At 70.9% G+C, this 18781-nt stretch carries 14 protein-coding genes; 6 read left to right on the top strand and 8 right to left on the bottom strand.

What is annotated here, in order from left to right:
• Positions 1–108 precede the first annotated feature (108 nt).
• Positions 109–945: an aldo/keto reductase gene (locus ACF1A1_RS17550; RefSeq protein WP_392000752.1), complete on the top strand. Its 837-nt coding sequence runs from the start codon at positions 109–111 to the stop codon at positions 943–945.
• A 56-nt stretch (positions 946–1001) separates the two neighbouring features.
• Here the strand turns inward: ACF1A1_RS17550 and ACF1A1_RS17555 are convergent, their stop codons facing one another.
• The 4 genes from ACF1A1_RS17555 to ACF1A1_RS17570 all read right to left on the bottom strand — a co-directional run bounded on the left by ACF1A1_RS17555 (position 1002) and on the right by ACF1A1_RS17570 (position 6664).
• Positions 1002–1748 carry an SDR family oxidoreductase gene (locus ACF1A1_RS17555; protein WP_392000754.1) on the bottom strand — a complete coding sequence of 249 codons (747 nt, stop codon included), beginning with the start codon at positions 1746–1748 and terminating at the stop codon, positions 1002–1004.
• A gap of 89 nt (positions 1749–1837) precedes the next feature.
• Positions 1838–2659 carry a class I SAM-dependent methyltransferase gene (locus tag ACF1A1_RS17560; protein WP_392001123.1) on the bottom strand — a complete coding sequence of 274 codons (822 nt, stop codon included), beginning with the start codon at positions 2657–2659 and terminating at the stop codon, positions 1838–1840.
• Between the two features lie 618 nt (positions 2660–3277).
• Positions 3278–4996 carry a glycoside hydrolase family 6 protein gene (locus tag ACF1A1_RS17565; RefSeq protein WP_392000756.1) on the bottom strand — a complete coding sequence of 573 codons (1719 nt, stop codon included), beginning with the start codon at positions 4994–4996 and terminating at the stop codon, positions 3278–3280.
• A 171-nt stretch (positions 4997–5167) separates the two neighbouring features.
• Complete coding sequence (locus tag ACF1A1_RS17570) at positions 5168–6664, bottom strand: cellulase family glycosylhydrolase (RefSeq protein WP_392000757.1); 1497 nt, start codon at positions 6662–6664, stop codon at positions 5168–5170.
• A 264-nt stretch (positions 6665–6928) separates the two neighbouring features.
• On the opposite strand from ACF1A1_RS17570, the gene ACF1A1_RS17575 reads away from it, so the two are divergent.
• Together ACF1A1_RS17575 and ACF1A1_RS17580 are read left to right on the top strand one after the other, a co-directional pair.
• Positions 6929–9844, top strand: coding sequence for a glycoside hydrolase family 48 protein (locus tag ACF1A1_RS17575; protein WP_392000758.1), 2916 nt, complete (start codon positions 6929–6931; stop codon positions 9842–9844).
• Between the two features lie 152 nt (positions 9845–9996).
• Complete coding sequence (locus ACF1A1_RS17580; protein ID WP_392000760.1) at positions 9997–12672, top strand: cellulose binding domain-containing protein; 2676 nt, start codon at positions 9997–9999, stop codon at positions 12670–12672.
• A 77-nt stretch (positions 12673–12749) separates the two neighbouring features.
• On the opposite strand, the gene ACF1A1_RS17585 is transcribed toward ACF1A1_RS17580, so the two are convergent.
• Both ACF1A1_RS17585 and ACF1A1_RS17590 read right to left on the bottom strand, forming a co-directional pair.
• Positions 12750–14657, bottom strand: a complete 1908-nt coding sequence (locus ACF1A1_RS17585) for a rhamnogalacturonan lyase (RefSeq protein WP_392000762.1) — start codon at positions 14655–14657, stop codon at positions 12750–12752.
• A gap of 39 nt (positions 14658–14696) precedes the next feature.
• Positions 14697–15665 carry a helix-turn-helix transcriptional regulator gene (locus ACF1A1_RS17590; RefSeq protein ID WP_392000763.1) on the bottom strand — a complete coding sequence of 323 codons (969 nt, stop codon included), beginning with the start codon at positions 15663–15665 and terminating at the stop codon, positions 14697–14699.
• 39 nt (positions 15666–15704) lie between these two features.
• Between ACF1A1_RS17590 and ACF1A1_RS17595 the strand changes: the two genes are divergently transcribed.
• Both ACF1A1_RS17595 and ACF1A1_RS17600 read left to right on the top strand, forming a co-directional pair.
• On the top strand, positions 15705–16184 hold the full coding sequence (locus tag ACF1A1_RS17595) for a hypothetical protein (RefSeq protein WP_392000764.1): 480 nt from the start codon (positions 15705–15707) through the stop codon (positions 16182–16184).
• Positions 16181–16678, top strand: coding sequence for a hypothetical protein (locus tag ACF1A1_RS17600; RefSeq protein ID WP_392000766.1), 498 nt, complete (start codon positions 16181–16183; stop codon positions 16676–16678). The genes ACF1A1_RS17595 and ACF1A1_RS17600 overlap by 4 nt, the downstream gene beginning before the upstream one ends.
• On the opposite strand, the gene ACF1A1_RS17605 is transcribed toward ACF1A1_RS17600, so the two are convergent.
• The gene (locus ACF1A1_RS17605; RefSeq protein WP_392000767.1) at positions 16629–17390 is read right to left on the bottom strand and encodes a class I SAM-dependent methyltransferase; all 762 of its coding nucleotides are present in this window, start codon (positions 17388–17390) and stop codon (positions 16629–16631) included. The genes ACF1A1_RS17600 and ACF1A1_RS17605 overlap by 50 nt on opposite strands.
• A 45-nt stretch (positions 17391–17435) precedes the next feature.
• Positions 17436–17741, bottom strand: a complete 306-nt coding sequence (locus ACF1A1_RS17610) for a 4a-hydroxytetrahydrobiopterin dehydratase (RefSeq protein WP_392000768.1) — start codon at positions 17739–17741, stop codon at positions 17436–17438.
• A 167-nt stretch (positions 17742–17908) separates the two neighbouring features.
• Between ACF1A1_RS17610 and ACF1A1_RS17615 the strand changes: the two genes are divergently transcribed.
• Positions 17909–18775: a helix-turn-helix domain-containing protein gene (locus ACF1A1_RS17615; RefSeq protein ID WP_392000769.1), complete on the top strand. Its 867-nt coding sequence runs from the start codon at positions 17909–17911 to the stop codon at positions 18773–18775.
• The last annotated feature ends 6 nt before the right edge of the window (positions 18776–18781 follow it).

Genomic DNA, 18781 nt, shown 5'->3' on the forward strand with positions numbered 1-18781 from the left:
GGACGGCGAATGCGGAAGCTGCGAATTCCGGGGTCAGGAATGCATGACGCCTCGTGATCGTTGACGATGGGAGGAACACCTGACGGACAACCGAAGGATCAAGAGCTCGTGAGCAGCAAGGTTCCCCCGATCATCCTCAACAACGGCGTCGAGATGCCCCAGCTGGGCTTCGGCGTCTGGCAGGTGCCGGACGACGAGGCGGAGCAGGCGGTCACCACCGCGCTGGAGGCCGGGTACCGCAGCATCGACACAGCGGCGATCTACGGCAACGAAGCGGGCACCGGCAAGGCCATCGCCTCCGCCGGCGTGCCCCGCGAGGACATCTTCGTCACCACCAAGCTCTGGAACAGCGACCAGGGATACGACACGACACTGCGCGCGTTCGACACCTCGCTGAACAAGCTGGGCCTGGACTACGTCGACCTGTACCTCATCCACTGGCCGCTGCCGTCCCGGGACACGTACGTCGACACCTACAAGGCGTTCGAGAAGCTCCTCGCGGACGGCCGTGTGCGGGCCATCGGTGTCTCCAACTTCCTGCCGGAGCACCTGGAGCGGCTGATCGGCGAGACGTCGGTCATCCCGGCGGTCAACCAGATCGAACTGCACCCGCATCTGCAGCAGCACGCCGCGCGGGAGTTCCACGCGGAGCAGGGCATCGCCACCGAGGCCTGGTCCCCGCTGGGCCAGGGCAAGGGCCTGCTGGAGGTTCCGGCGATCGTCGCCATCGCCCGCAAGCACGACCGCACGCCCGCCCAGGTCGTGCTGCGCTGGCACCTCCAGCTCGGCAACGTCGTCATCCCCAAGTCCGTGACGCCGTCCCGGATCAAGGAGAACATCGAGGTGTTCGACTTCAGCCTGGACACCGAGGACCTGGCCGCGATCAGCGCGCTGAACGAGGACCGGCGCATCGGCCCGGACCCGGCCACGTTCGACCTGGGCTGACCCCGTCCACCGCCCCGTCGGGGGCGCCCCTCACTCCGAGGGGCGCCCCCGACGCGTCAGTTGGGCTGTCCGATCGGCCGTACGACGACGGTGTTGACGTCGACGCCCTCGGGCTGCCGGATCGCCCACACCACCGAGTCGGCGATCTGGTCGGCGGTCAGCAGATGCCCGGGCGGCAGGCTGCCGTAGCCGTCCCAGAACGGGGTCTCCACCCGGCCGGGCGCGACCAGGGTCACCCCGACGCCCCACTCGGTGACCTGGCGGCGGGTGTTCTCCGCGAGCCCGGTCACCGCCCACTTCGTCGCCCCGTAGAGGTTGCCCGGCGTGGGCACGAAGCCGGCGACGCTGCCGACGAGCACGATCCGTCCCCGGGTCTCCTTGAGGGCGTCGATGGAGGCGCGGATCAGGAAGGCGGGACCCAGCACGTTGGTCAGGACCATGTCGGTCCAGCCGGCCGGGTCGCCCTCGGCGACGGAGTCGTGGGTGGCGGTGCCGGCGTTGGCGACGACGGTGTCCAGTCGACCGTATACACGGAGCGTACGGTCGACCGCCGACTGTATGCGGTCGTACTCCGCCGTACTGCCGACAACCGTCAACAGCCCCTCGGGCTCGCCGAGTTCCGCGGCGAAGGCGCGCAACCGCTCCTCGCCGCGCCCGGTGACGGTGACCCGGTACCCGGCGTCCAGCAGCCGCCGTGCGACGGCGGCGCCGATGCCGCTGCCGCCGCCGGTGATCAGTGCGACCGGTGCCTCCGATGCGGCGGACGCACCGGGTGCGCCGGGTGCGGCCGAAGAGTTGATCATGGTGTACCCCCATCGCGTTGCGTGAACGGCACGGAGTCCACCACTTGGAGCGCTCTCGAAGTCAAGCCCGGGCAGGCCCGGTCGGCGGGTCAGGTCGGCTTGACGGCCGTGTGCACGGTGTGGGCCGCCAGGACGAACACGTCCGGCCTGCGGTGTACGCCCGCCGGGTCCTGCGGGTCGAGCAGCCGGTCCAGCGCGGCGCGGTCGTCGGCGTCGAGGGTCTCGCCGAAGGCGTCACGCAGCCGGGCGAGGGAGGCGGCGATGTACGCGCGGGCCCGGTCGGAGGCGGGTGCGGGCAGGTCGAGCAGGAAGCTGCGGGTGCGGGCGTGCCGCAGGCCGGCCGCGTTCAGCAGCGCCGGCCAGTCCTCGGTCTCCTCGACGGAGCCGGGCAGGTCGGCCCGCATCCGGGCGAACCACTCCGCCTCCAGCGCGTCGAGCCGTGCCTCGAGGCCGGGGCGGCCGAGTCCCGTGTCGCGGGGAAGGAAACGGGAGGGCAGACCGCCCTCCATGATCGCCAGCGTGCCGCCGGGTGACAGCCGCTCGGCGAACGCGGTGAGGGCGGCACGCTGGTCGCCGAGGTGGTGCAGGCTGCGGCCGGCCCACAAGAGGTCGGCCGGATAGTCCAACTCGTCGAGGACTCCGGGGAGTTCACCGGCGAGCGTGCCGAAGCGGTCGCCGTACCCGAGGCGGGCGGCCCGCTCCCGGGCCCGTTCCAGGAGCGGTTCGGTGCCGTCGACGGCCAGGACCCGTGCGCCGGGGAACGCCTCGGCGAACAGACAGGAGACGACGCCGGGGCCGCTGCCCGCGTCCACGATCAGGCCCGGCTCGGTCACCTCCGTGCCCAGCCAGGACAGGGCCCGCTCGTACAGGGGGGTGAACAGCTCGGCCTGGGCCTCCAGGTGCGGGGCCATCTCGGCCCAGTCGATGTCGGTGCCGTGGCCGTGCCCATGCCCATGCCCGTGGCCGTGGCCGTGGCCGTGGCCCTGGCCCCGTCCGTTGCCCTGGCCCTGGCCCTGTCCGTTGCCCTGGCCCTGACCGTTGCCGTGGCCGTGCCGGCCGTGGGCGTTGCCCTGGCCGCCCTGATCGCCGTGAACGTTCTGGTCTCCATGGTGGCGGTGGTGGCCGTGGTGTGCGTGCTGCTGGTGCGCCATGGTGGTCAGCCTCTCGTCCGGGATGCCGACAGCGTGCGCCGACGCACCGCGCCGAGGCCACCACTGTTGCCGAGGCGGCAAAAACCGGGGGCGGGAACGCAAGCCGGATCCCCGACGACGGCCGGTGGACGACAAGCCGGTCGAGCACGGCCTCGTACGTCGAGGGCGGTGACGGGACGGCGGGGGGGGGGGGGGGGGGGGGGGGGGGGCGGGCGGGGGGCGGGGCGGGGCGCGGGGGGGGGGGGGGGTGGGGGGGGGGGGGGGGGGGGGCGGGGGGGGGGCCCGCGGGCCCCCCCCCGCCGAGAGGTGCTGAGGAGCGGTGCCGGCGGAGTGCTCGCCGGGACGTTCCGGCGAGCACTCCGCCCGCGTCTCACCCGGTCAGGACAGCGGCGGGTAGGCGTTCTGCATCAGCTGCCGGAACTGCGCGGAGAACCAGTGCCCGGACACCGGGGCGTCGGGGAGGGCACCCGACATGTTGTGGCCGTTGCGCGGGTTGCCGGTGTACGTCGGGTCGCACATCCGGTCGAAGCCCTTGCCCTCGTCGTTCGCGATCTCCTTGCTGGCGCCGTCGGACTCGCCCGGCGGCTTCATCCACACGTAGGCGTCGATCCCGGCCGCCGGGGCCGCCTGCGGGCGCTCGCCGAGGCCGGCGCCGGACTGGTTGCACCAGTTGCCGATGTGGATACGGCGGTCGTAGCGGCCGCCGTCGACGTAGGTGTCGACGCTGGTCGTGGCGCCCGGGCCGGCGGGCCGGGCGGTGCCGCCCCAGCCGTTGCGGGAGGTGTCGATCAGCATGCCGATGCCGGAGTTGAAGCCCGTCGTCACCAGCTGGTTGCGGAAGGCCTGGGCGAAGGAGAGCTCGTCGACGTAGCGGTTCCAGTCGACCCACTTCGACTCGCGGACCGACTTGCCGGCCACCGAGTCGTTGATGGTGAAGTTGTTCTCCTTCAGGGCGCTGTAGTTGGCCGTGTTGGTGATGAAGCCGTGGACGTCGTTGACCGTGGCGCCCTCGGTGGTGGCCGCCTCCTTCATCAGGGTGGCGGTGGCGGCGAAGTTGTCGTCCCAGCCGATCCAGCCGTGGTGGCCCGCGTCGACGTAGTTGTAGACGTTGGGCACGTCACCGAGCTTGTTCAGGGCGTAGCCGACGCCCTTCTGGTAGTTGCCGTTGGCCTTCATCACGTCGCACTGCGGGGTGGCCGTGGGCCGGCTGCCGGTGTTGGTGACGAGGTTGGGCAGCGAGTCGATCTCGATCGTGGTGACGATCCGCAGCCCGGCGTACTTGGAGTCGGCGAGGATCGCGGCGATCGGGTCGATGTACTGCGTCTTGTACTTGTCGATCTCCGTCGGGCCGAGTTCGCCGTTGGAGGCGAGGGCCGCGCAGTCGCGTCCGGGCAGGTTGTAGATCACCAGCTGGACGACGAGTTGGCCGGAGCCCTTCTGCCGCAGCGCCTCGTCGAGGTGGGCGCGCAGGCCCATGCCGCCGTTGACGCCGTTGATCGCGGCGATGCGGTCCAGCCAGACGCCGGTGGGCTGGTTGGAGATGCGGCTGCCGCCCGGTTCGGCGGCGGCCTTCGCCGACCACTCGGGGTTCACGTACACCTTGGCGCCGGAGTACGGGTTGTCGACCCTGTTGGCGGGGGTGCCGGGGTCGCTCGGGCCCGGGCCGGTGGGGCCGCCGCTGTCGACGTTGCAGGTCACACCGTCGAGGGTGAACGTGGTCGGGACGGCGTTGGTGCCGCTGTAGGTGCCCTGGAACCCGAAGCTGACCGAACCGCCGGTCGCCAGGGTGCCGTTGTAGCCCTCGTTGGCGGCGGTGACGGCCGTACCGGACTGGGTGATCTTCGCGTTCCAGCCGCTGGTGACCTTCTGGTTCCCGGCGTACGTCCACTTCACCGCCCAACTCGACTTGGCCGCCGAGTTGTTGGTGACGGTGACGTTGGCGGTGTAGCCGGTGCCCCAGTCGTTCTGCACCTTGTAGTCGACGGTGCAGGGCACGGCGGCGATGCCGGCGTCGCCGGGGACGACCGCGAGCGCCGTCCCGGAGGCACCGGCGACCAGCGCCAGCGCGGCGAGTATCGCTGTTCTGCTACGGCTCATGAGTGCGGGTTTCCTTCTTCTCATCTGCGGGTGTCGGTTGGTGCGTTTCCCTCTGGTGTGCGGGTGTCGGTCGGTGCGGATTCCTTCCGCGGTGCGGGGGTCGGGGGCGGTGCGGGATGCCTTCCGCGGTACGGGTGTCGGGGGCGGTACGGGTGTCAGGGGCGGTGCGGGTCATCCGTTCAGGGCGCGCAGGTGGTCGCGCAGCCCGATGCCGTACGCCGTGGGCGTCCCCGTGTAGTCGGAGATGAGGGACGGACCGGAGGAGCAGTCCCAGGTGTTCCAGGTCCAGCCGAGGTACGACAGCCGGCGTTCGTCGAACCACCGCATGACCTGGTCGACGAAACCGTGCGAGCAGGTGTTCTCACCGATCTCGCCCGCCACCAGGGGGACCTGGGCGGCGACCGGGGCGAGTGTGGCGTTCCAGCAGCTCTCGTTGACGCAGGAGTTGAAGTTGTACACGTGCCAGGCGGCGGCGAGCCGGCCCGCCGGGTCGGTGGGTTTGTGCGTCAGCCACTGGCTGAGGTCGTTGGAGTAGGCGAGCCCGCCTGCGAGGATCACGTTCGTGGCGCCGGTGGACCGTATGGCGTCGACGAGATCCTGCACACCGGCGACCTCGTACCCGATGCCGGGGCAGGTGCCGCCGTCCCGCCAGCACTGCCACGCCTGGGTTGCCGTGGAGGTCGCGCGGTCCGGGTAGGGCTCGTTGAACAGGTCGAACACGACCGCCGGGTCGTTCTTGAAGGTGGTGGCCACCGAGGTCCAGAACGCCGGCGTGTACCGCGTGTTCGGCATCGGCTTCTGGCAGCTGGCGTGCACGTCGGCACAGCCGGCCGAGTTGCCGGTGTACTGGCCCCAGGACCAGTGGAGTTCGAGCATGGGGGTCATGCCGTGCGCCTCGACGCGTGCCACCAGGTCCTTGACGGCGTTCACGTAGGGGGAACCGCCGTACTGGGGCTGGATGTTGGACAGGCCCAGCCAGCACTCCTCGTTCAGGGGGATGCGGACGGTGTTGGCGTTCCAGTCGGCGATCGCCTTGATGGCGGCGTCGTCGACCGGGCCGTCGAAGATGCCGCGGCCCTGCACGCACATGAACTCGCCGCCGGAGCGGTTGACGCCGAGCAGACGACGGGTGGTGCCGTCGGCGTCGACGAGTCTGTTCCCGGAGACGCGCAGCGCGGGCGGCTCGTCACCGGTGCCCGGTGGGTCGGTGGGGGTGGGGGTGGTCGTGGAGGTGGGGGTGGGGGTGGGTTCGGTGTCGACGTTGCAGGTCGTGCCGTTGAGCTTGAACGTCGTCGGTACGGCGTTGGTCCCCGACCTGGTGGCGAGGAACCCGGCGGTGGTGCTCGCGCCGGCGCCGAGGGCGCCGTTGTAGCTCTCGTTCACCGCGGTGACGGTCGTGCCGGACTGGGTCCACTTGGCGTTCCAGCCCTGCGTGACCTTCTGGCCGTTCGCGAAGTCGAAGCTCAGGCTCCAGCCGCTCACGGCGGCCGCGTTGTTGGTGACTTTCACGGCCCCCTGGAAGCCGGCGTCCCACTGTCCGGTGACGGAGTACTCCACCGTGCAGGCGGGCGTGGCTCCCTGCGCCGTCACGACCGGCAGGGTCGCGCCCGCCACGAGGGCGACCGTGCCGGCGACGGCTAAAAGTACTGAACGCGGGGGGTGTCGCATGAGCGACTCCTTGCAGCTCGGGCACGTCGTGACGGACGCGCCGACTGATGGAATCGCTCCCACTGGTGTCAACGAAGCTAGCGCCAAGTGTCGGCAAAGAACAGGGGAGCCACTGACTTTCCCTCAACATCTGCCGTCGAATCTTTTCGACTCTTCAAGCACCTTGACCGTTCCCACCCCCATCCTCACTATGGGAGCGCTCCCACTGGTTCAAGGCTTGTTGCTCCTCCCCACATCTCCGAGCCGCAAGGAGGAACCAGCACCATGGATCCCTCACGCAGACGCCGCGCGGCGCGGCGGCTGTGGACCGCCGTCTTGGCGGCCCTCGCCCTCCCCATGGCCATGCTGAGTACGAGCACGACCGCCGCCCAGGCGGCGGCACTTCAGTGCAGCGTCGACTACAAGACCAACGACTGGGGTTCCGGCTTCACCGCGGACCTCACCCTCACCAACCGCGGCACGGACCCGATCAGCGGCTGGACCCTGACGTACTCCTACGCCGGCAACCAGAAGCTGACGAACGGCTGGAACGGCAGCTGGTCGCAGTCCGGTCAGCAGATCACCGTGAACAACGCCTCCTACAACGGGACGATCGCCGCCGGCGCGTCGGTCGGCACGGGCGCGCAGTTCACCTACAGCGGCGCCAACGCCGCCCCCACGAGCTTCTCCGTCAACGGCACCCCGTGCACCGGCGCCCATCAGCCCCCCGTCACCGTGCTGACCAGCCCCGCGCCGGGCGCCGTCTACACGCAGGGGGACGCGGTGCCGCTCGCGGCGACCGCCGCGGCCGCCGACGGCGCGACCATCACCAAGGTCGAGTTCTACGACGACACGACCCTGCTCGGCACGGACACCAGCGCGCCGTACTCGCTGTCGGCCTCCGGGCTGGCCGCGGGCAGTCATTCCCTGGTGGCGAAGGCGTACGACAGCCTGGGCGCGTCCGCCTCGTCCACCCCGGTGGGCGTCACGGTCGCCTCGGGACCGGCCGTGGCGGTCTCCACCAACCAGCTCGCCGTGCAGCAGGGCAAGACGGGTACGTACGAGGTGAAGCTGTCCACCCGGCCGTCCGCCAACGTGACCGTCACCACCGCCCGCACCAGCGGGAACCCGGGGCTGACGGTGACCGGCGGCGCGTCCCTCACCTTCACCCCGTCGAACTGGAGCACCGCCCAGAAGGTGACCATCACGGGCAACGCCACGGGCACGGGCGCGGCCACCTTCGAGTCGACGGCCACCGGCCACGCGAAGGCCGCGGTCACCGTCACCCAGATCGCCGCGTCGAAGGAGTACGACGCGCGCTTCCTGGAGCTCTACGGCAAGATCACCAACCCGGCGAACGGCTACTTCTCCCCCGAGAGCATCCCCTACCACTCGGTGGAGACGCTGATCGTCGAGGCCCCGGACCACGGCCACGAGACCACGTCGGAGGCCTACAGCTACCTTCTTTGGCTGCAGGCGATGTACGGCAAGGTCACGGGTGACTGGACCCGGTTCAACGGCGCCTGGGAGATCATGGAGAAGTACATGATCCCGACCCGCGCCGACCAGCCGACGAACTCCTTCTACAACGCGTCGAAGCCGGCGACGTACGCGCCGGAGCTGGACACGCCGAACGAGTACCCGGCGAAGCTGGATGCCGCGGTGTCGGTGGGACCGGATCCGATCGCCGGTGAACTGAAGACCGCATACGGTACGGACGACGTCTACGGTATGCACTGGCTCCAGGACGTCGACAACATCTACGGCTACGGCAACTCGCCCGGCAAGTGCGAGGCCGGCCCGTCGGACACCGGCCCGTCGTACATCAACACCTTCCAGCGCGGCGCGCAGGAGTCGGTGTGGGAGACGGTGCCGCAGCCGACCTGTGACGCGTTCAAGTACGGCGGCAAGAACGGGTATCTGGACCTGTTCACGGGTGACGCCTCCTACGCCAAGCAGTGGAAGTTCACCAACGCGCCGGACGCCGACGCGCGGGCCGTGCAGGCCGCGTACTGGGCGGACATCTGGGCCAAGCAGCAGGGCAAGGGCGGTGACGTCTCCACCACGGTCGGCAAGGCCGCGAAGATGGGCGACTACCTGCGCTACGCGATGTTCGACAAGTACTTCAAGAAGGTCGGCAACTGCGTCGGAGCCTCCACCTGCCCGGCGGGCACCGGCAAGGACGCCTCGCACTACCTGCTCTCCTGGTACTACGCCTGGGGCGGGGCCACCGACACCAGCGCCGGCTGGGCCTGGCGCATCGGCTCCAGCCACGCGCACGGCGGCTACCAGAACCCCCTGGCCGCGTACGCGCTGAGCAGTTACGCCCCGCTGAAGCCGAAGTCGGCGACGGGGCAGGCGGACTGGGCCAAGTCCCTCGAGCGGCAGGTGGAGTTCTACCGCTGGCTGCAGTCCAGCGAGGGTGGCATCGCGGGCGGTGCGACCAACAGCTGGGCGGGCCGCTACGCGACGCCGCCGGCCGGGAAGTCGACGTTCTACGGCATGTACTACGACCAGCAGCCCGTCTACCACGACCCGCCGTCCAACCAGTGGTTCGGCTTCCAGGCGTGGTCGATGGAGCGGGTGGCCGAGTACTACCAGCAGACGGGGAACGCGGCCGCGAAGGCCGTCCTCGACAAGTGGGTCGACTGGGCGCTGTCCGAGACCACGATCAACCCGGACGGCACCTTCCGGTTCCCCTCGACGCTCCAGTGGTCGGGCCAGCCCGACACCTGGAACCCGTCGAGTCCGGGCGCGAACAACGGACTGCACGTCACCGTCGCCGACTACACCAACGACGTCGGTGTGGCGGCCGCGTACGCCAAGACCCTGACGTACTACGCCGACCGCTCCGGTGACACCGCGGCCGCGACCACGGCCAAGGCGCTCCTCGACGGCATGTGGACCAAGCACCAGGACAGCCTGGGCATCGCCGTCCCGGAGACCCGCGCCGACTACAACCGCTTCGACGACGCGCTCTACGTCCCGAGCGGCTGGACCGGCACCATGCCGAACGGTGACGCGATCAACTCGTCGTCGACGTTCGACTCGATCCGTTCCTTCTACGAGGACGACCCGGCCTGGTCGAAGATCGAGGCCTACCTGGCGGGCGGGGCCGCGCCGTCCTTCACGTACCACCGGTTCTGGGCCCAGGCGGACATCGCCCTGGCCATGGGCTCGTACGCGGAGCTCCTCGAATAAGCCCCCGCTAAGGCTTCGCGTACCGCGCCGGGCGGTCCCCACCCGCACAGGGGACCGCCCGGTCGTCGCGCACCCGTCGCGCGCCCCGTGCGTACCCCGTGCGCGTCCCCCCGCACATTCCTTCACATGGCTTCGGAGGAAGGACCCCCACCGTGCGAAGAACCCGCATCCTCACGGCCGTCCTGGCGCTGGCCGCCGGCCTGCTCGCGGGCAGCCCGCCCGCGCTGGCGGCCGACGCCGGCCCGAAAGCGACCCTGGCGGCAGAGTCGTACACCTGGAAGAACGCCCGGATCGACGGCGGCGGTTTCGTTCCCGGGATCGTCTTCAACCGCAAGGAGAAGAACCTCGCCTACGCGCGCACCGACATCGGTGGCGCCTACCGCTGGCAGCAGACCAGCAAGACCTGGACGCCGCTGCTGGACTCGGTGGGCTGGGCGAACTGGGGGCACACCGGTGTGGTGAGCCTGGCCTCCGACCCGGTCGATCCGAACAAGGTGTTCGCGGCCGTCGGCACGTACACCAACAGCTGGGATCCGGGCAACGGTGCCGTGCTGCGTTCCTCGGACCGGGGGGCGAGCTGGCAGAAGACGGACCTGCCGTTCAAGCTGGGCGGCAACATGCCGGGCCGGGGCATGGGCGAGCGGCTGGCGGTGGACCCGAACCGCAACAGCGTGCTGTACCTGGGCGCGCCCAGCGGCAAGGGGCTGTGGCGGTCGACGGACTCCGGGGTGACCTGGTCGCAGGTGACGAACTTCCCCAACGTCGGCAACTACGTGCAGGATCGGAGCGACACGAGCGGCTACGCCTCCGACAACCAGGGCATCGTCTGGGTCACCTTCGACGAGTCGACGGGCACGTCGGGCAGCGCGACGAGGACGATCTACGTCGGGGTGGCGGACCAGGACAACGCGGTGTACCGCTCGACGGACGCGGGGGCGACCTGGTCGCGGCTGGCCGGGCAGCCGACGGGTTACCTGGCGCACAAGGGTGTACTGGATACCGTCAACGGCCATCTGTACATCGCATACAGCGACAAGGGCGGCCCGTACGACGGCGGGAAGGGCCGGCTGTGGCGGTACGCGACGGCGACCGGCACGTGGACGGACATCAGCCCGGTGGCGGAGGCCGACACGTACTACGGCTTCAGCGGGCTGACGGTCGACCGGCAGAGGCCGGGCACCGTCATGGCCACCGCGTACAGTTCCTGGTGGCCGGACACCCAGATCTTCCGTTCCACGGACAGCGGCGGCACGTGGACGAAGGCGTGGGACTACACGTCGTATCCCAACCGGGCGAACCGTTACACGATGGACGTGTCGTCGTCGCCGTGGCTGACCTGGGGCGCGAACCCGTCACCGCCCGAGCAGACGCCGAAGCTGGGGTGGATGACGGAGGCGCTGGAGATCGACCCGTTCGACTCCAACCGGATGATGTACGGGACGGGCGCGACGATCTACGGCACGGAGAACCTCACGAACTGGGACAGCAACACCCAGTTCACGATCAGGCCGATGGTGCAGGGCCTGGAGGAGACGGCGGTCAACGACCTCGCGTCTCCCCCGTCGGGTGCCCCGTTGCTGAGCGCGCTCGGTGACATCGGCGGCTTCCGGCACACGGATCTGACGAAGGTCCCGTCGATGATGTTCACCTCGCCGAACTTCACGTCGACGACCAGCCTGGACTACGCCGAGAGCAACCCGAACACGGTGGTCCGGGTCGGCGACCTGGACTCCGGTCCGCATGTGGCGTTCTCGACGGACAACGGCGCCAACTGGTTTGCGGGGAGCGACCCTTCGGGCGTGAGCGGTGGCGGGACGGTGGCCGCGGCCGCGGACGGCAGCCGCTTCGTATGGAGTCCGGCGGGCACGGGGGTGCACCATGCCACCGGTTTCGGCTCGTCGTGGTCGGCGTCCAGCGGTATCCCGGCGGGCGCGGTCGTGGAGTCCGACCGGGTCGACCCCAGGACCTTCTACGGCTTCAAGTCGGGGAAGTTCTACGTCAGTACGGACGGTGGCGCGACGTTCACCGCGTCGTCGGCGACGGGGCTGCCCAGCGGTGACAGCGTGCGTTTCAAGGCGTTGCCGGGCGTCAGGGGTGACGTGTGGCTGGCCGGCGGGGCGAGCGACGGGGCGTACGGTCTGTGGCACTCGACGGACGCAGGCGCGACGTTCACCAAGCTGTCGAACGTCGAGGAGGCCGACACGATCGGCTTCGGCAAGGCGGCGGCGGGCGCCTCGTACCAGACGCTCTACACCAGTGCGAAGATCGGCGGTGTCCGTGGCATCTTCCGTTCCACGGACAAGGGCGCGACCTGGACCCGGATCAATGACGACGCCCACCAGTGGGGTTGGACGGGTGCGGCGATCACGGGCGATCCGAGGGTCTACGGCCGCGTCTACGTCGCGACCAACGGCCGGGGCGTCATCTACGGCGACACCTCCGACACCGGCGGGGGTGACGGCGGGGGCGGCGGAGGTGGCGGTACGGATCCGACTCCGGCCCCGACGGGTGCCTGCGCGGTGACGTACACGATCACCAACCAGTGGTCGGGCGGCTTCCAGGCGGACGTGAGACTGGCCAACACGGGGACGAGCGCCTGGTCCGGCTGGAGCCTCGTCTGGGCCTTCCCGAACGGCCAGACGGTCTCCCAGCTGTGGAACGCCGAGCACACCCAGTCGGGTACGACGGTGACGGCGAAGAACGTCGGCTGGAACGCCAACGTGGCGGCCGGCTCCTCCGTCGGCTTCGGCTTCACGGGGAACTGGTCGGGGACGAACACCAAACCGGCGGCGTTCAAGCTGGGTGCGCAGAACTGCACGGTGACCTGACGAGCACCGTCGAGGCGGCCTCCCCGTGGACGGGGAGGCCGCCTCCTTGTGTCAGGCCGGTCCGGGGTTCTCGCGGGTCACGGCGTGTACACCATGGGCCGAGGGGCCGTCGGCATGCCGTTGCCGATGAAGAAGCCGGGGTGCGGGGGCTGGTTGTAGGCGGTGTTCTGCCAGGCGAGGGCGGTGCGGTACATCGTGTCGTGCAGCAGGGTGGTGATCTTCGTGTTGGTCGCGGTCGGGGTGGAGTAGATGCGCAGGGCGGTGTTGTTGGTTGTCGGCCAGACGACTTCTTCGCGCCAGTCGCCGAGGATGTCCCCGGACAGTGCGGGCGTGGCCTTGGTGCCGTTGTTGGAGTGGACGCCGGAGGCGGTGAGCAGGCGGGTGTCGGACGAGGTGCCGTACTTGTCGATGCGGGTGCCGTCGAGGAGTTCGCGGACCAGGTCGCCGTCCCACCAGGACAGGAAGTTGATGCTGGACGGTTCGCGGCCGAGGGAGGCGCCGGTCGCGGAGCGCAGGGTGGTGTCGGAGGCGGACCAGGCCTCGGCGCCCGCGCTGCCGGCGTAGACGTCGGCGGCGACACCACGGCCGTTGTCGGCGCCGGAGGCCGTCTGCCACAGGATCTGGCCGGTGCGCGCGTCGGCCATCCACGAGCCGGGCTTGCCGGAGTCCTCGGAGACCTTGAAGTACTCCAGTCCCGCCCGCGAGGGGTTGAGGTCGCCGACGTGTCCGGCGTCGCCGTGGCCGAGTCTGGTCGTCCACAGGCCGGAGCCGTTGTCGTCGACGGTCATCGCCCCGTAGACGATCTCGTCCTTGCCGTCGGCGTCGACGTCGGCGATGGACAGGCTGTGGTTGCCCTGCCCGTCGTAGCCCTTGCCCGCGTTGGTGGAGGAGGTGGTGTCGAAGGTCCAGCGGCGGGTGAAGGCACCGTTGCGCCAGTCCCAGGCCGCGATCACCGTGCGGGTGTAGTAGCCGCGCGCCATGACCAGCGAGGGCCGGGCGCCGTCCAGATAGGCCGTGCCCGCGAGGAAGCGGTCGACGCGGTTGCCGTAGGAGTCGCCCCACGAGGAGACCGTGCCGCGGGCCGGGACGTAGTCGACGCTCTGCATCGCCTTGCCCGTCTGCCCGTTGAACATCGTCAGGTACTCGGGGCCCGACAGGACGTAACCGCTGGAGTTGCGGTGGTCGGCCGACGAGCTGCCGATCACCGCGCCGGTGCCGTCCCGCGTGCCGTCGGCCGTCTTCATGGCGACCTCGGCCCTGCCGTCACCGTCGTAGTCGTACACCTGGAACTGCGTGTAGTGCGCGCCGGAACGGATGTTGCGCCCGAGATCGATCCGCCACAGGCGGGTGCCGTCGAGCCTGATCCCGTCGACGACCGTGTTCCCGGTGTAACCGGACTGCGAGTTGTCCTTGGCGTTGGTGGGCTGCCACTTCAGGACGAAGTCGAGAGCGCCGTCACCGTCCAGGTCACCGACGGAGGCGTCGTTCGCCTCGTAGGTGTACGCCACCCCGTCCGGGGTCGTACCGCCCGCCGGCGCACTGATGGGTACGTCCTTGTACCCGGTGCGGAACTGGACCGCGTGGACGGAGTCGGCCTGCTCGACGCCGCCGACGATCGCGCGGACCGTGTAGTCGGCCTGGGCGGGGGCGCCGGAGTGGAAGAAGTTCGTGGAGCCGGTGATCGGGGCCGAGTTGACCTTGGTGCCGGCCCGGTAGACGTTGAAGGAGACGTCGCCCGGGTCGGTGCCGAGCCAGCGCCAGCTGACCAGGTTGCCGCTGTCGGTGTGCACGCTGACGACGCCCCGGTCGAGTTTCTCGACCTGGCGGGCCGTGGCCGCCTCGGCGGTGTCGGTGGAGAGCGTGGTGAGGCCGGCTCCGGCCAGCGCGGCCGCGGCGGTCGCCGCGGCGAGCACGGCGCTCCTGCGGCGTCTGCGGTGCGTGGGCGGATGCGGGTGCGCGTACGGGTGCGCGTACGGGTGCTGCACGAGACGTACCTCCCGGGAGGACGGACGGGTTCCACCCGGTCAGTTGCCGCCCGGGCGCGGGGGGTTGCCGGGTGGGCGGCCGTACCGTTCCGCCAGTTCGGCCACGGTCCGTGCGATGCGGTCCCGCAGTTCCGGCGGTCCGAGCACCTCGATGTCCGCGCCGAGCCGCAGGAACTCGTCGTGGGCGTGCTCGATCGACTCGACGGGGACCCTGGCCACCGTCCAGCCGTGCTCGTCCGCAGGTCCCTCGATCGTGGTCGGCCTGGGGAGGGTCACGCCGGGCGCCAGCCGTACCAGCGCCTCCGTCCGGTACAGCCGCGCGTGGAAGTCGCGCTGGTACGCCGTCCAGTGGGCGGCCAGGTCGAAGTCGTCCGGGCGGTCGAACGCCTCGCTGGTGGGGGTGAGGTGGAGGATCTGGTCGACGCGGTAGGTGCGCGGGCCGGGTCCGGCGACGACGTACCAGCGGCCGGCCTTGAGGACGAGGCCGTACGGCTCCAGCCGGCGTTCCACGTCGGTAGGTGTACGCCAACGACGGTATACGACATCCAGTACACGGTTGTTCCACACCGCGTCGGCGACCGCCGGCAGATACGGCGCCTGCGCCACCTCCGTGTACCAGCCCGGTGCGTCCAGGTGGAAGCGTCCGCTGATCCGGTCGGCGTGCGCGCGCAGCTCGGCCGGCAGTGCGGCCCGCACCTTCAGCTGGGCGGCGGCCAGCACCGGCCCGAGTCCCAGCTGGGCGGCGGGGCCGGGGACGCCCGCCAGGAAGAGGGCCTCGGCCTCGTCGGCGGTGAGGCCGGTGAGCCGGGTGCGGTAGCCGTCCAGGAGCCGGTAGCCGCCCGCGTGCCCCGCGTCGCCGTACAGGGGGACGCCCGCCGCGCCGAGCGCCTCGACGTCCCGGTAGACCGTGCGCACCGACACCTCCAGTTCCCCGGCGAGCTGGGCGGCGGTCATGCGGCCCCGGGTCTGGAGCAGCAGCAGGATCGAGACGAGTCGGCTGGACTTCACTGACACAGGATGTCAGTGGAGCGGCCCTAGCGTCGCGTCATGGTCTTCACGGAGAAACTGCTGACCGTGCCGCCGCCGATCGAGGTGGCCGGGCGGCGGATCAAGCGCTACCACGTCACCGCCGACCCGGCGGGCATCGCGCCCGAGGTGGAGAAGGCGGCGTACGCGATCCTGCCGGAGCTGCTGCCCGAGCCGGACGGGACGCCGCCGGCCACCTTCGTGGTGCTCCACCGCGGCGGTGACGACGGCGCCTACCTGAACGCGTACAGCTGGGTGTGGGACAACGTGCTGCACTTCCGGGGCGCGGCGGCGGGCCAGCCGGCGCTGGGCTGCCCGGACCGCGACCCGGCGCACTTCATCACGCCCGACAAGCCGTGGATCGGCTGCGTGTGGGAGCTGCCGCCGATCCTGCACGAGCGGGACGCGTGGGTGCGGCACCTGCTGGCACCGCGAGTGCCCGATCTGGAGGCCTACTTGACCGATTCGATGCCCGAAGGAACCACCGGAGACCGCTCATGAGCACACCGCACGACTTCGACTTCCTGCACGGTGACTGGCACGGCGCGCACCGCCGCCGCGCCGGCTTCCTCGACCCGGACAGCCCCTGGGGGCCGGAGTTCACGAGTACGAGCCACTGCCGGCCGCTGTTCGACGGCGCGGCGAACATCGACGAGATCGACATGCCGCACCTGGGCTCGAAGGGGCTGACGCTGCGGCTGTTCGACCCGTCGACGCGGTTGTGGTCGCTGCACTGGTCGTCCAGCACGACGGGACGGCTGTTCCCGCCCGTGGTCGGCGCGTTCGTGGGGGGCCGGGGCGAGTTCCACGGCGACGACACGTACGAGGGCGAAAAGGTGCGCGTGCGGTTCGTGTGGTCGGGGGTGTCGGAGGCGTCGGCCCGCTGGGAGCAGGCGTTCTCGGTGGACGGCGGGGACACCTGGGTGACCAACTGGATCATGGAGTTCACGCGACCCCCGACGGCGCTTCCGGTTTCCGGAACGCCCGGAGCGTGAACCAGGGGTCGGGCCGGGGCCGGTCCTGGTCGGGCAGCCGGGCCAGCCGTTCGGCGAACCGCTCCGCGAGCGGCTCGCCGGGCGGCAGGGTGACGAACCAGCCGCGCCGCAGGTCGGCGACGGTGCGGCGCGGGCTGCGGCCCTGTCCCCGGCCGGGGAAGCCGGACTGTCCGGCGGGGACGAGGCCGCACGCGGCGGCGTACGACGCGACGAGCGCCGCCTTGTCGCGGGCGGCGCGGCGTGGCCGGGAGGCGAGCACGGCGTCGATGTCGCTGCCGACGTTGTGCGCGGCGGCCTTGTCGACCGTGGTGACGTAGACGCCGCCGGGCCGCAGGACGCGGGCGCACTCGGCGACGATCGCCCGCACGTCCGCGTCGCTGTCCGCGAGGTGCAGCAGCCACACGCTGCTGACGGCGTCGAACCGCCCCGCCGGGAAGGGAAGTCGGCGGCTGTCGGCCCGGACGATGGCGCCGGGCAGGCGCAGGGCGGCCTGGCGGACCATGGCGGACGCCAGGTCGACGCCGGTCACCCGGAGGCCGTCGCGTCCGGCCGCGAGCCTGCGGGTGACGATGCCCGTGCCGCAGGCCACGTCGAGCAGGCTGCGCGCCCGGCCCGGCAACAGCCCCAGGACGGCCTCCGCGGCGGCGGCGGCACGCGGTTCGCCGCCGCGTGAGGCGTCGTAGCGTTCGGCTTCCTTGTCGTAGTCCAGCACGCGCGTCCCCCCGTTTCCGTCGGTCCGGTGCCCCCGTCGCGTGGGTCAGTGTGCCCCGTGGCCCGGGGCCAGCTCCTCCACGCGGCGGGCCAGCTCGAAGTCGAGCTCGGTGACGGCGCCGCCCACGCTGTGGGTGTTCACGGCGAGGGACACCGTGGTGTAGCCGAGGGTGAGCTCAGAGTGGTGGTTCAGCTCCTCCTGGACCTGCGCGACATGGATGACCAGGGCGGTCGCGGCGAAATGGGAGGCGAGCCGGTAGGAGCGGGTGAGGCGGTCGGCGTCGAGGGACCAGCCGGGCAGCTCCGCGAGCCGGTCCTCGATCTCCTTCTGCGACAGCGGTGCGACGGCCATGGGCCGACTCCCTTCCTGGGTCTCGCGTACCCGTCCAGCCTGCCACAGCAGAGGCTCGGCAGCCCTGGTCAGAGCGTTCCCGGACGGCCGGCGGGCCACGCCTGCCGGGCCGCCGCCCCAGGGAATGGCCTCGTGGTGGGCCCCGCTCCTCGACTACGGTCGAGGGCATGACGACTGTCGCGACCGGCACCCCCGCCTCCGCCCCCGTCTCCACGCCCGCTTCCGCCCCCGCCTCCTCCGCCGCCGTCTCCGGCCAGGGCGTCGGCCCGTTGCTGCGGGCCTGGCGGGAGCGGCGTCGGGTGAGCCAGCTGGAGCTGGCGATGCGTGCGGACTCCTCGGCACGGCACATCAGCTTCATCGAGACCGGCCGCTCCCGGCCCAGCGAGGAGATGGTGCTGCGGCTGGCCGAACACCTCGAGGTCCCGGTGCGCGAGCGCAACGCCCTGCTGCTGGCGGCCGGTTACGCTCCCCACTACCGCGAGACCCCGCTGGACGACCCGGCGCTGGACGCGCTGCGCGCGGGCATGGAGCGCCTGATCCAGGGGTACGAGCCGTACCCGGCGCTGGTGGTGGACGCGATGTACGACGTCATGGCGGCGAACCGCGGGATCATGATGCTGCTGGACGGCGTCCCGGAGTTCCTGCTGGGTCCGCCGGTGAACGCGATGCGGCTGACGCTCCACCCGCAGGGCCTCGCGCCGCGCATCCGCAACCTGCCGGAGTGGCGCGGGCATCTGCTCGCCCAGATGGAACGGCAGATCGCCCTGTACCGCTCCACTGCGCTGCGGGAGCTGTACGACGAGGTCGCCGCCTATCCGGTGCCGGAGACCGCGTCCGAGGCCGAACCGGCGGAGCCGGTGCCGTACTTCGCGCTGCCGATGCAGATCGAGCACGAGGGGCGGACGCTGTCGTTCATCTCGTCGATCGCCACGTTCAACACGCCGATGGACGTGACCGTCGCCGAGCTGGCCATCGAGACGCTGCTCCCGGCCGACCCCGCGACGGCCAAGTACCTGCACTCGCCGAGCGACTGACCTCCC

The organism is Streptomyces sp. NPDC014995 (assembly GCF_043080745.1).
Lineage (GTDB): Bacteria > Actinomycetota > Actinomycetes > Streptomycetales > Streptomycetaceae > Streptomyces.